We start from the raw sequence: 13,825 nt of genomic DNA on the forward strand, positions 1-13,825 counted from the left end.
AGTGGCCTTAATAATAGAATGAAGTCCTCGACGATATTGCTATATCAGCTATTTGATAAAGCAACATCGAGTAAAGAAACAATGATAAACAAAGACTAGATAATTAACTATTTTTGTTAGCAGCACCTTCTCTTATAGGTCTATAAGAGAGTTACTATCAAGCGGGTACGACGTAACTACAAAGTATATAGTTTAAGTAAATAAAGATATTTACCTATCAAACAGCAGCATTATACTCTCGCATCGGTTTCGATCTAAAAGGCGCACCGTTCGCTACATAATACTCGGCAGTAGAACGAGGTAACTGCGTTCCTTTTATTTTGTCAGCAATTTTCTCAGCTAACATAATAGTAGTGGCATTTAAGTTACCGCTGATAATGTTTGGCATGATAGAAGCATCAACCACTCGCAGACCCTCCATACCATGTACGAGACCTTCGCCATTCACTACGGCATCATTGTGCTCACCCATCGGACAGGTACAAGAAGGATGATAAGCAGTCTCTGCATTTTGACGAACGTATTCATCAAGCTGCGCATCGGTAACCAGATCATCGGTTGGAGAAATAGCGCGGCCCCGGTATGGGTCTAGCGCTGGCTGATGCATAATCTCCCGAGTAATACGCATAGCAGCGCGAAACTCTTGCCAGTCCTGCTCATGCGACATATAGTTAAATAAAATACTAGGATGTGCGTTTGGATCACGTGAAGTCAGCTTTACTCGGCCTCGGCTCGGAGAACGCAGGGAACCAACGTGTGCTTGAAAACTATGGGATTTAATCGCACTACGGCCATCATAACGAACCGCAAGTGGTAAGAAATGATATTGAATATTAGGATGGGTGAATTTCTCATCAGTACGAATAAAGCCGCCGCCTTCAAACTGGTTGGATGCGCCTAAACCTGTTCCCATAAATAACCATTCAGCTCCAATAGCCGGCTTATTCCACCATTTATTAGCAGGCGCAATCGATACTGGCTTGATACACTCGTACTGCATATAAAGCTCTAAGTGATCTTGCAAATTATTGCCTACTCCCGGTAAATCTAGCACTTCTTTGATATCAAACTCTTTGAGCCATTGACCAGGTCCGATACCTGAGCGTTGTAGCAGCTGCGGTGAGGCAATCGCACCAGAGGATACAATAATTTCTCGAGCAGCGTAAAAATTCTTGGTTTGTCCTTGATGCTCTACTTTAACGCCAACAGCACGTTTGCCATCGAATAAGATAACGTCGGTTAACGCTCCTGTCAAAATATTAATATTACTGCGCGGTTTGGCGCGATCAAGATAGCCTCGAGCAGTTGAGGCACGGCGACCGTTGGGTGTTACAAATCGATCCATCGGACCAAAACCTTCTTGTTGATAACCATTTAGATCATCGGTGCGAGGATAGCCTGCTTGCACGCCAGCCTCAATCATGGCTTGAAACAGGGGGTTGACGCCAGGCTTTGATGTGGTCATCTCGACAGGTCCACCAACACCATGGTAAGCGTTCTCTCCAGCGTCGCAATTTTCCGACTTTCTAAAATAAGGTAAGCAATCCAGATATGTCCAGTCTTCTAAGCCTTTTATTTTGGCCCAATCATCAAAATCTAACGCGTTACCACGGATATAACACATGCCATTAATCAAAGATGAGCCGCCAAGGCCTTTGCCGCGACCGCAGTCCATCAACCGATTATTCATATTTGGCTCAGGATCAGTCTCATAGCCCCAGTTATAAGTGGTTCCTTGTAAAGGCATGGCTAGTGCGGCAGGCATTTGCGTACGAAAATCTAAGCGATGATCGGGACGACCAGCTTCTAGCAATAACACTTTGATATTGGCATCTTCGGTTAAACGTGTGGCCAGCACATTGCCTGCTGACCCGGCACCAACGATAATATAGTCATACTCAGGTGTAGTTGATGACATAAAATGCTCCATAATTTGGAAGAATAAATGACTTAGAGTCAGTAAAGATGGATAAGAAGATTGAACAAATTTTAATTAGAAACCCTTATTGCTTTAGAAGTATTTTTAATAACGCTTATTAAAATACGGACTCAAATTTACCCAACTCGACTTGAATAGATTTAGTCTGCGTATAGTGCTCAAGCGCTTCAATACCATTTTCGCGGCCAATACCTGACTGCTTATAGCCGCCTACCGGCATTTGCGCTGGCGACTCGCCCCAAGTATTTAACCAACATATACCCGCTTCGATCCGGCCAATGACTCGATGAGCACGCTTAAGATCGGGCGTCACTACCCCTGCAGCCAATCCATACTCAGTATCGTTAGCACGGTCAATGACCTCCTCTTCGGTCTCATAGGTCAAAATTGACATGACGGGACCAAAAATCTCTTCTCTTACAATAGTCATATCGTCGCTACAATCAGTAAATACGGTAGGCGCGATATAAGCACCATCAGCAAGTGCGTCTGTAGTTAGACGTTCACCACCGCATAACAATCGAGCACTGCTGGCTTTACCTTGCTCAATATAATCAAGCACTCTGTCCATATGGGTAAAGCTTACGACAGGCCCCATATTGACATTCTCATCCATAGGATCACCTATCTTGATACGGTTGACGCGCTTGGCGATAGCTTGCTCAAATTGAGCTTGTAAAGATTTGGGTACAAATACTCGCGTACCATTAGTACATACTTGACCGGTACTATAAAAGTTTGCCATCATAGCAATGTCAGCTGCCATATCGATATCGGCATCATCGAATATGATTAACGGCGACTTACCGCCCAACTCCAGCGTCACATCTTTAAGCGAAGACGAGGCTGCACTTGCCATTACTTTTTTACCCGTCGGTACGCCGCCCGTAAACGATACCTTAGCGATATCAGGATGCTCAGTAAGCATGGTGCCTACTTCATAATTACCTTGCACGACGTTAAACACTCCATCGGGCAATCCGGCTTCGGTAAAGATCTCTGCCAGTTTTAACGCTGTTAAAGGAGTTACCTCCGAAGGTTTAAAAATCATCGCATTTCCAGCAGCTAAGGCAGGGGCGGCTTTCCACATAGCGATTTGAATGGGGTAGTTCCAAGCACCGATACCTGCCACAACACCTAAAGGCTCTTGACGGGTATAAACAAAGCTGGTGTCTCGAAGAGGAATCTGACGCCCCTCAATCATTGATGCCAGACCTGCGTAGTACTCAACCACATCAGCACCAGTGACAATATCTACATACTTAGTTTCCGAGTAAGCTTTGCCCGTATCTTTGGTCTCAAGGAGGGCTAATACGTCATTACGCTCACGCAAAATAGCCACTGCTTTTAATAAAATACGACTACGCTCAACTGGGGTCATCGCTGCCCAAACTTTTTGTCCTTTATGTGCCGCTATTACCGCGGCGTCTATTTGCTCATTAGTTGTCTGCTGAATCGTTGCTAAAACTTTACCAGTCGCGGGATTTATAGTGTCAAAAGTTGACAGTTTTTCATCTACTGCAAGGTATCGACCATTAATATAAGCCGTTTGTGTTTGATTAAAATCAATAAGCTCTTTTAGATCATTTATATCAGTCATAGTTTTTCCTTAGAGTCGTCTTTTTCGTATTAGGCTTTTATTTGTGTTTAAGGTAAGTGGCTCCAAGCAAGTATTTATACAAGGCTTTTTCAGCAGAAATATTGATTTATGCTGAATTGACAAGTTGGAGCTATTTTATTTATAAGCGCCTTAAATAATTTCATTTCTAGTTTTACTTTTTTATAGCTTCCTCTCTCAAAACTGCTGACAAAGCGATTGATAATAATCGAACGAATCGGATTGACCATACCCTGTACCTGTAAAAAAATCATCTGCTGGCAGTGCTCTGCCATAAACACGCTGGTTCATTGTTGCGCCCTCCTCGGTATCGTTTGAAGCAATCGGCATATCATCAGCGCAATCGAACGTATAGATTTTTTCCGCAGGAATACCTTGTTCAAGTAAAGCCTTTTTTATTCGCTGTGCACGTTTTTGTCCGAGCTGATTATACGTTTTTATTTCATCTGTTTCTTTATTTGTCATAGTAGGTATTTGTATATCTTCATGCTTAGAAGAGGTATAACCAGACAAAAAAACTATTAACTTAGGGTCGCTATACATTTTTTTAGCGACCATTTCTACTTGCGGTAAGAACTTGTCTTGCAACTCATAGTCACCGTGCTCAAAAAATACTCGAAGATCCATAGTAACGGTATCCGCTAGATCAACTGGCTCCGGACAACCTTTATCATCTACAATGACACCTACTGGAGTTTTTGGACAGTTATCAACATGATCTAATACCCCATCGCCATCTGAATCAGGAATATCTGGTAGCGGTACAATAAGTTTTATATCGTTATCAATGTTCTGTGGTGTGGAGTTTATTTTAGAAGGGGTTACCAGAGTATGCTGACATCCTGCAAGCATCAAAACACTTACTGCAATTGCAATCGTCATCCCTGACTTAGTTTTCACAAACTATCCTTGTTTTATTAAAAGTGTTGATTAAACCCCACTCGCCTGCTTCGCAAACAATTTCATTAAGGGCTTAATCTTACCAACCCGGTACATGCCCTCACTACGTATTTGCTGGATGGGACGCATTTGTGCCAGCTCCCCTGCAAATAGCCAGTTAAGCGCCGAGAAGCTATGCATCATCAGGCTATTATGCGGGCGGCGCAGACGCTCATAGCGGCGCAGTGTTTGACCCGCGCCCCACAGCGTACCGCCACTACGCGCAAAGTCATGAGTCAACTGCTCAAATAGCTCTTTTACATCAAGCATACCCAAGTTAAGCCCTTGTCCCGCTAGTGGATGTACCCCGTGCGCGGCGTCGCCTATCAATACTAAGTTGTCAGCGACATAGCTTTTAGCTTGCTGCGCGGCTAACGGGAAGCTGGCGATAGATTCGATCTGCTCTATAGCGCCTAGCTCATAGTTACTAGCAGCAGCAAGTTTATCAGCGATAGTGCGCGGCTCTTCTTCTAACAAGTCCAACGCCTGATTACGCGGTAGTGTCCAAACCACTGACTGCCAATGCTGCGGACGGGCTTTATCCTCATCGGTAATATCAGCAAGGGGCAGTAAAGCCAGCGTCCCGGTAGGCAGCATGGCTTGGCGAGCAGTAGCTAAATGCGGCTTGGTCGTTTGAATAGCGCAGCAAATCGCGGTTTGATTATAGTCTAAAGTGTCCAGCTTAATACCCGCTTGCTTGCGCACAAAGGAGCCACGACCATCAGCGCCAATTAATAAAGCAGCATCGATAGTTTGACCATCCTCTAAAACCACACGGTAGCCATGCTGCGCTCCCAACCAGTCCATTTGCGTGACCTTTTGGCCAGCGATGATGGTTAAATAGTCGCTAACGTCATCCTCATATAGACGCTGCCATAGTGCATGCTCAATGACCAAAGGCTCGACCATACTGCCCAGCATTTGCGGGTGTGTGTTATCTTGCTCACCAAAAAGTAACTCACCCCTACCGTTTAATTGCCAAACCTGCATTTGAGAATAATCTGCTTTGCGTCCAGATTGCGTGATTTTCTGCCAAGCGCCTACCTCTTTTAATAGATTAATACTAGCAAGGCTCAGTGCATAAACTCGCGCATCACGCTGACTTAAAACCTTTTGCCAATCGTCCGCTACGCGCTCAGGGGCAGCATCAATTAAGGTTACTGGTATTTTCGCTTGGGCTAATTTGAGTGCTAGCGTAGCCCCAACGATACCGCCACCAATGATCAAGGTATGGTTACTTTTCATAAGTGCTTCCTAAATGTAAAACGTCTGGTGTAGGCTGAATTTTTAATCCTGAGAAACGTTTAAAAATTGCATTGCAATTTTAGTTTCGCAAGGAAAACTCTTTAAATAGAGTTTTCGTAAAGCCCTACATCAAGTTGAGAAACGACAATAAATATAAGAATTAGTTATTAGTCTTACGATTTTAGTCCCATAGCATAATTGGCAACTAACGGTTTAACATTAGGTAGTTTATCAAAAGCTACCAAGGCTACGTTACGCGCCAGCTTAATCGCAGGATTGGGATGAGTAAAACCATGTACGACCGCATCGCAAAAGCGAATGACGCGCTTTTGATCGGTTTGGCGTGCTTTCTCGTAGCGTTTAAGTAGCTTTGGATCACCAATATCCGCGCCTTTCATTACCTGTGCGCCCATCATTTGCGCCAGCACATGAGCGTCGCGCATACACAGATTAAAACCTTGTCCGGCAACCGGATGCAGCGTATGAGCAGAGTTACCCATAATCACGCAGCGACCCTCTACCTGTTTATCAGCAAGCACCCGCGTCAATGGATAAGCCCCACGGCGACCTGCTTTGATAAATGTGCCTGTACGCGGGCCAAAAGCTTGCTGCAAGGTTTGCAAAAAGTGCTCGTCATCTTCTAGGTATCGCGTCTCTTCGCCTTTGGGACAGACCCAAACCACTGAGCGCCGATGACCTTTTTGATACTCATCATTGCCGTCGCCCTCAGGATCGGTTAGCGGCAATACGGCGAGTGGTCCTGCGGGACTAAAGCGCTCAATCGCCGTATGTTTATGAGGCTGATCAGTTTCTACCACACCTACGACAGCGGTTTGCTTATAATCATAAGTTGTTGTGCCAATATTAAGCAATTGGCGTACCGTCGAATCACGACCGTCACAAGCGACCAACACACTGCCTTGTAATTGCTGCGCGCCCTCATCGCCATTGTAATAGTTAAAAGTTAGCGTTACGCTATCGGATTGCTGATCGATAGTGGTGACCTCAGCATTATCAATAAGAGTAATCAAAGGTGCATCTTGCGCGGCCAGTAACAATTTGCGACCCAGCCAAGCGTTTTCCATCACTTGTCCAAAAGACTCTACTCTCTCTTCAGCCTTATTTAATTGTGCCCGTCCAAAGCTGCCTTGCTCGCTAATTTGTACCGCATCGATGCGGCAGGCATGACTTTGCAATTGTGACCAAAGACCAATTTCTTGATAAATTTGCACCGTTCGGCGCGACAGAGCGGTATTGCGACTGTCTAGGTAGTGGCTACGTAGCTGGTCATCATCAGGACTGATATCAGGATAGCTGTTTTTTTCCAGTAAGGTACTGGCAATGCCATGATGGGCAAGGAGCAAGGCGAAAGACAAGCCCACATTACCGCCACCTGCGATCAGTACTTGCTGCTCGGTAAGCTTTGTCGCCTCTGCATGCTCGTTTGGCTGATAAATCTTATTATTTACTGACGTCATATCAGCACTTTCTACATTATTGTTATTCATTATTTACTCCCATGGTAATTTTCTTGCTAAATATCTAATAGGTTTGCAGCAAATCTGCTGATGATAAGACTATTATTATTGTTTTATATTTTTTATTAAATCCTTGTTAAAGGTTTAATAGGTTACCATATCTTGAGTGGATAGCGCTGCGCTTAACCGTGTTGCTAGCGTTTATAATTGATTACAAAACGGCATTATCAGCAAAATAACGGTAGATTTTAATTAATGACTAAATAACTCATAAGCTATGTAGCAAACCGTTGCAATCAGCATACAAAATCAACCTCGTAAGCGCGGTCCAATGCTTGAAATTTAAAAACTATCAACCATAATAAAGGTAGATCATTTATCGTCACTGTTTTACGTTAGAGACGTTGCGTTGTTTTATTTTTCGCCTACACATACCCTTTATAAACTTAAGCATAGCCTCATAACAAGGTGGGCAACTACTACACAAGGATAACCGCTTGACTGAATCCATGAGCCGACAGGTAACATTTGAATCGCTAACCCCTGCACAATTAAAAACCGTGCTTGGTGAGTATAATAATCATATTAAATATCTCCAAGATCGCTTAGATATCAAAATCAACCAGCGCCAAGGTAGTTTTACCCTTACTGGCGATCTAACAGGTGTTGAGCGTGGCGAGCGTGTTTTATATAAGCTGGCTGACGAGGCGCAAAACTCAAAAGACATTAGTGCCGCAGAGCTACACCTTATGATCCAATCAAGTATTACTCGTGATCAGGATATGGAATACGATCGGCGCAGGATTGATAATAATGAAGATGATTTAGAGTCAGCAAGCGATTTTACCCCTATCAGTTTGCGTACGCGCAAAGGTAAAATCATCCCGCGCGGTGGTAACCAGCAGGACTATGTCAAAAACGTGCTCACCTCCGATGTATCCTTTGGTATTGGACCGGCTGGTACTGGTAAAACTTACTTAGCGGTAGCTTGCGCGGTCGATATGCTTGAGCGTAACGAGATTGAGCGTATTTTGCTGGTGCGTCCAGCGGTGGAAGCGGGTGAGAAGTTAGGCTTTTTACCCGGTGATCTAGCGCAAAAGATTGATCCGTACTTGCGGCCTTTATATGACGCGCTCTATGAGATGCTTGGCTTTGAAAAAGTGGGTAAAATGCTAGAAAAGCAGATTATTGAGATTGCGCCCCTAGCCTACATGCGTGGCCGTACCCTTAATAACTCATTTGTGATTTTAGATGAGGCACAAAACACCACTCCTGAGCAGATGAAAATGTTTTTGACGCGCTTAGGTTTTGGTTCGCGAGCAGTTATTACTGGTGACATCTCGCAGGTTGACTTACCGCGCGGTACCAAGTCAGGTCTGGCGCAAGCGATGGAGATTCTAAGCGATATTGAAGAGATTCATATCACCAAGTTTACCTCAAAAGACGTGGTACGCCATCATTTGGTACAAAAGATCGTCGAAGCTTATGATGTTTTTGATGAAGAGCAGTTGGCGCTACAAGAGCAGCGCAAGTTTGAGCGTCAAAAAGAGCAAGAGCGTAAACAGGCGATAACTGATGCAGCGAACAAATTATAAAGTGTTGTGTTAAAAACATTATCTTAAAGAAGCATCGTTTTAGAGCTTGTCTTTACTCTCAAAAAGCCGGATTGCTAATAATAGAGCAGTCCGGTTTTTTATGGTTTGAGAATAAATGATATAACACCAATAGATATTAAAGGGTCAAACGATGGATTTACCTAGTAATAATACAGACAGTACTAGAAAGAACAACGCCGTTAAAGTTGAGCTGGATATCAGTGCTATAGACAGTATTGACAATGCGCTAATTGATGAGTTCTACAGTGAAGATAGCCTTATGCCTGTAGCGATAGCTACCTTAGATTATATCGATACCTGTATCAAAAATGGTCTGACCCTGCCTTATTTTACCGATACGGATAGTGAGCTGTGGCAAAGTAAACCAAAAACATTAGATATCTATATCACTGATAGTACAGAAGGTCATGAATTGAATTTAGAGGCACGCGGTAAGGATTATGCCACCAACATCCTATCCTATCCAAGCGAGCTGCCTAGCAGTGTGCTTGAGCTGATGCCAACGCTACCGCTCGGTGAGCTGATTATTTGTCATGAAGTCGTTGCCTTTGAGGCGCATGAACAAGACAAAACCACCGCTCAACATATTTCGCATTTATTGGTACACGGTATACTGCATTTACTAGGTTTTGACCATGAGATTGGACAATCAGAGCAGGATGAGATGGAACAATTTGAGATTGATATCTTGGCAAAGCTGGCTGTGCCTAATCCCTATCTTTAAATGACATCATATTTAAACTGAAACAGGTTTAAATAAAGCTGCATTTAAACTAGATTTTAACCTATTCAATTTTTGCTCATAGGTATTTTTTGCGATTGATCCATGTTGTTTATCATCTGATCCAAACCTTTAATATGTACGCTACGCTGCGGGAAAGGTATGTCGATTTTTTCGTCATCAAACACATTTTTGAACTGTTCGAGCAAATCACATTGCATGGACCACCAGTCATCGTTGGTCGTCCAAACATTCAAGGTCAAGTCAACTGAATTGTCACCTAAATTGGTTACACGGGCGATAGGCTCGGGATCACTAAAAGAAGCGGGATGCTCTTTAGCCAGTTTTAGTATCAACTCTTTAGCCGTTTTGATGTTGGCATCATAACCTACACCGATAGTAATATCGACACGGCGATTGGGCAATGCCGTATAATTGACCACCGCTGAGGTAGTAATATCGCTATTAGGAATAATAATGTCATGATTATTAATAGTGGTTAGATGAGTATTAACTAAAGTAATCTCAGCAACCGTACCCGTATAACTACTAATTTGCACATAGTCGCCGCGCACAAATGGGCGAAAGGTCACAATCATAATGCCAGCAGCAAAGTTGGACAACTGATCTTTTAAAGCCAAACCAACCGCTACCGCGGTGCCGCCCAATATAGCCACAACCGAGGTGGTCTGCACCCCAACCTTACTGAGCGCCGCCAAGGTAACTACTACCAATAGTATTCCATATAACATACGACTCAAAAAGTTAGCCGCGGTCACCTCAAGATGACTACGTACCATAATACCATGAGCAAAAGTGACCAGTTTTTTGGCAAGCCAGCGACCAACCACAAACACTAGTATCGCCAGAGCAATATTAAATAATATACTCAAAGTGTTGCTGGTTAATGCTGCTACATCAATGGTAAATCCTAAAAATTCCATAGCTGCTCTTTTGTTAATTATTAATCATTGGTTGTAAATCTAATAAGTGACTTCTACTGTGTTGCTATAACGATAGGTGCGAATCAGGCGTAGCTCTACAATATCTTTCATATCTGCCGTAAATCTACCAAAGGGCGCAGCTTGGCGTACTGACTGCTTGGCGGCCTCATCTAGTATCGTCGATCCTGAGCTTTCGAGTAGACGAATGGCTTTTATGTTGCCATTATCGCTGATGATTACCATAAGACGCACATCGCCAGTTATACTTTGCGCGCGAGCTTGCGCTGGATAATGCAAGTTACCTACGCGCTCGACATGCTCACGAAAAGTTTCAATATAGTCAGCTGCCGCGCCGCGAGTGGTTGAATTGCTATCAAGGGTCACCACTTTGGATTTGGTGGCAAAGCTCTGTTCACGCTGCGATAACTGGGCCTCTAAGGTAGCAATTTTTTTACGCAGGCGTGCTTCTTGTGCCGCCATATCATCTTGTGTTTGGTCACTGTCGTTGTCAGTCTCATTGTCAGCTTTGCGCCAGCTTAAGGTGGTACGCAGATAGCTCTCTTGATAGCGCTGCTGACGTACTTGCCGCTGCAAATCAATTATATCTTGCGTCTCACTCATCTGCTCAGCAGACAAGGGACTAGACTGCGTGCTTTCTTGTCTTATCGGCTCAAGTACAGTGCCGCCGCCTTGCTGCGAAGCGTTAGCAATATAATGCGCATCTTCGTTAGGCTGCATGTTTTCTGTGAGCGCTTTTGCCACATCCTGCATCATCGCTGCTGGGTCTTGACCCATAGAAAAGCTGATACCAAAGATGACGATCATGTGTACCAATAATGCTATAAAAACAGCCATCGGTAAGCTAAAATCGCGGGTGGGTGCTTGTGCAGAAAAATGATAACTTTGCGAGTCTTTAATATGTGCCAAAACAGGTCTCAAATAATAAAAGTAGATACAGCGACAATCATTTTGCTAGGACTATAAAAAATTATAAGCAATTATCATACCGTTGATATGAGTGCTGACTCTACTTATATTCCGATTGTTATATCCTGATTATACTTAGGTATGGACGTTGCTACCATAGCATGAAGCAAAATTATAGCGCTGGGTTCTAACTACCGATACTAAAATTACTAAATTTTAGCGCCACTTGCTTTAAAAAACTTCTTTATAGCAATAAGATGGTGTCAATTCGCTCAACATTATAGATTCGCGTGTAAGAAATTTGACAGCGCTTGTTTCTATTCGTTATATTTTAGGGTTATTTGCTACAATGTACTGCCCTTTATTTAGTATAACGTTATTTTGCTATATACTATTTTCACCACTCTGTTACTGCTCGCTATATGAGTACATCTAACCCTTTGTACTGTTAGAGCATTTAGAAAATTGTACTACTAAAGCAATCCTACAATTATAAGGATAATAAGTTTGAGCCATTTTGATGACTTTGACGACTTCTTTGATAATATCGGCTACCGTTTTAACGAGTCGTTTCATGATGGTTGGCATAATATAGCCCAAACCATTAGACAAGCCTATAATAAAACTACCGATAAACTCGATGATGAGATTGCTTTACCGGTAGCCCAAAAATACGTTAATGATGCTCTGCAAAAGTTTGTTACTGACAATGTAAACGCTATTTTAGAGCTGCGTACCGAGTTACATAATGACTGGTTTCGGCTTTTTTGTACGGTCAATGCTGCTGGTATTTATATTGAAGTTGCGGGCAATTTTAGCCTAGTTCACGTGCAATTGGATCGCAATGTACAGCGTTTTGTCTTTGGACAACTTAGCTATACTGACGTTCTCAACTTGCGTTGTGAGTCTATTTTTAAACGTCAAGGTATTAAGCTTGCTATCTGGTTTTATCATAAGATACTCAAAAAAGACCCTTTAGGGGTCATCTTAACCTATATCAATATTGCGCGCGCTAAAGAAGATATCATCTATTTAGATATTCATCGCTGGCTTAAGAAAAACCAAAAGATTATGAGCGCCCTGCATAAAGTGCAAGTAAACTACGGTGAGCTTGAAGAGCAGCAGCTAGTACTCAAAGCTCAAATCAACTATCGAGATCTGTTAGGCGGTAATAGCGGTGAAGATATCATTACCGCTGAAGATGCTAGTGATAGCGATCAAGACCAAGACGACAGCCATAAAGAAGAAAGCAAAGAACATAAAGAAGCTGTCGATGATGACTACTACGGCGGTGAGGCCGAGCCTGAGATGATGAAAGGCCCGCTTCACCCTATAGAGGATGCAACCGAGCCTAGTAAAGAAAAAGAGGCCTAAACCAATACGCCGCCACTCCAAACCTAAAATAGATTTAAAGTCGCGGCGTTGTGTATCTATTCTTTTACCAGTAATTTTCTACAGCAATATTACCCTCACCACGCCTATTCATTACAAATCCCATAGATTTCAAGGTTTCTTTGGTATCTTCTACCATCTCAGGGTTCCCGCATAGCATTATATGAGCGTTATCAGCGTCCAGATCAACGCCTGCCTCGTCTTGTAAAGAACCATCAAGTAGTAGTTTTGGTAAACGTTCAGTCAGCGCTCCCTCTATGGGCTCGCGAGTTACTATCGGTATAAAAATAAGCTGCGCTGGATTATCAGCCAATGTGCCAAAATCTTCTTGTAGCTGCTTGATTTTATCTACGTATGCCAGCTCCTCTACTGTACGAGCGCTATAAGCTAATACAATATGCTCGTAGTCCTGCCAAGTTTGTATATCTTGTAGCATCGATAAAAACGGTGCAAGGCCAGTACCGGTGGCTAGTAGCCATAAATCTTTGGGCAGCGGCTGCTGATAACGTGCTAAAGTCAAAAACCCAAATGGCGTGGTATTGAGTAGCAGCTCATCATCTACCTGCAAATATTGCAGCTGTGAGGTAAATGCGCCATCAGGGATGACGATAGAAAAGAACTCTAGTGTCTCGTCAAAGGGTGAGGAAACAATAGAGTAAGCTCGAAAAATATCTTCATCTATTGGCTCAGCATCTAAGTCTTCGCTAAGCTGTTGATAGTGTTTAAGTTTACTAGGGTTGACGCCCAAACGTACAAACTGACCAGCAGTAAATTTAAAACTGTCTGGACGGGTTACTGTAAAACTAAATAAATGGGGTGTCCAAGTGGTTTTGCTCAGTACCGTTACCGTTTGAATATTATCACTCATAGTTGTTTATCCTTATTTATTATTAAATTTTTCTTATTAAAGCTTTCTTATTGAAGCTCTCTTATTGGCAAAGGTTTATATAACAAAGCAGATAAAAAAGATGCGCCAAGCATAGCATAATGCGGCGCATCTTATTTT

General features: G+C 43.0%; 11 protein-coding genes. 3 read left to right on the plus strand and 8 right to left on the minus strand.

The features are described 5' to 3' along the window. Positions 1 to 217: 217 nt before the first annotated feature. The 5 genes from betA to ACR63N_RS11085 form a co-directional block, all read right to left on the minus strand. Positions 218 to 1,918 carry a choline dehydrogenase gene (gene betA / locus ACR63N_RS11065; protein WP_472782026.1) on the minus strand — a complete coding sequence of 567 codons (1,701 nt, stop codon included), beginning with the start codon at positions 1,916 to 1,918 and terminating at the stop codon, positions 218 to 220. A gap of 118 nt (positions 1,919 to 2,036) precedes the next feature. Next, positions 2,037 to 3,539: a betaine-aldehyde dehydrogenase gene (gene betB / locus ACR63N_RS11070; RefSeq protein WP_472782027.1), complete on the minus strand. Its 1,503-nt coding sequence runs from the start codon at positions 3,537 to 3,539 to the stop codon at positions 2,037 to 2,039. A gap of 195 nt (positions 3,540 to 3,734) precedes the next feature. Beyond that, positions 3,735 to 4,457, minus strand: a complete 723-nt coding sequence (locus ACR63N_RS11075) for an OmpA family protein (RefSeq protein WP_472782028.1) — start codon at positions 4,455 to 4,457, stop codon at positions 3,735 to 3,737. Positions 4,458 to 4,487: 30 nt separating this feature from the next. Further along, on the minus strand, positions 4,488 to 5,741 hold the full coding sequence (locus ACR63N_RS11080) for an FAD-dependent monooxygenase (RefSeq protein WP_472782029.1): 1,254 nt from the start codon (positions 5,739 to 5,741) through the stop codon (positions 4,488 to 4,490). Between the two features lie 173 nt (positions 5,742 to 5,914). Beyond that, positions 5,915 to 7,219: an FAD-dependent monooxygenase gene (locus ACR63N_RS11085; protein WP_472782740.1), complete on the minus strand. Its 1,305-nt coding sequence runs from the start codon at positions 7,217 to 7,219 to the stop codon at positions 5,915 to 5,917. A 509-nt stretch (positions 7,220 to 7,728) separates the two neighbouring features. Here ACR63N_RS11085 and ACR63N_RS11090 point away from each other — a divergent pair. Further along, positions 7,729 to 8,814, plus strand: coding sequence for a PhoH family protein (locus ACR63N_RS11090; protein WP_472782741.1), 1,086 nt, complete (start codon positions 7,729 to 7,731; stop codon positions 8,812 to 8,814). Positions 8,815 to 8,965: 151 nt separating this feature from the next. Next, complete coding sequence (gene ybeY, locus ACR63N_RS11095; protein WP_472782030.1) at positions 8,966 to 9,559, plus strand: rRNA maturation RNase YbeY; 594 nt, start codon at positions 8,966 to 8,968, stop codon at positions 9,557 to 9,559. Between the two features lie 65 nt (positions 9,560 to 9,624). On the opposite strand, the gene ACR63N_RS11100 is transcribed toward ybeY, so the two are convergent. Then, complete coding sequence (locus tag ACR63N_RS11100; protein ID WP_367103847.1) at positions 9,625 to 10,500, minus strand: mechanosensitive ion channel family protein; 876 nt, start codon at positions 10,498 to 10,500, stop codon at positions 9,625 to 9,627. Between the two features lie 39 nt (positions 10,501 to 10,539). After that, complete coding sequence (locus ACR63N_RS11105; RefSeq protein ID WP_367103846.1) at positions 10,540 to 11,427, minus strand: energy transducer TonB; 888 nt, start codon at positions 11,425 to 11,427, stop codon at positions 10,540 to 10,542. A gap of 507 nt (positions 11,428 to 11,934) precedes the next feature. Between ACR63N_RS11105 and ACR63N_RS11110 the strand changes: the two genes are divergently transcribed. Further along, the gene (locus ACR63N_RS11110; protein WP_472782031.1) at positions 11,935 to 12,801 is read left to right on the plus strand and encodes a hypothetical protein; all 867 of its coding nucleotides are present in this window, start codon (positions 11,935 to 11,937) and stop codon (positions 12,799 to 12,801) included. Between the two features lie 64 nt (positions 12,802 to 12,865). On the opposite strand, the gene ACR63N_RS11115 is transcribed toward ACR63N_RS11110, so the two are convergent. Further along, positions 12,866 to 13,687, minus strand: a complete 822-nt coding sequence (locus tag ACR63N_RS11115) for a ferredoxin--NADP reductase (RefSeq protein WP_472782032.1) — start codon at positions 13,685 to 13,687, stop codon at positions 12,866 to 12,868. Between the last annotated feature and the right edge of the window lie 138 nt (positions 13,688 to 13,825).

Source organism: Psychrobacter sp. M4, from assembly GCF_055699795.1.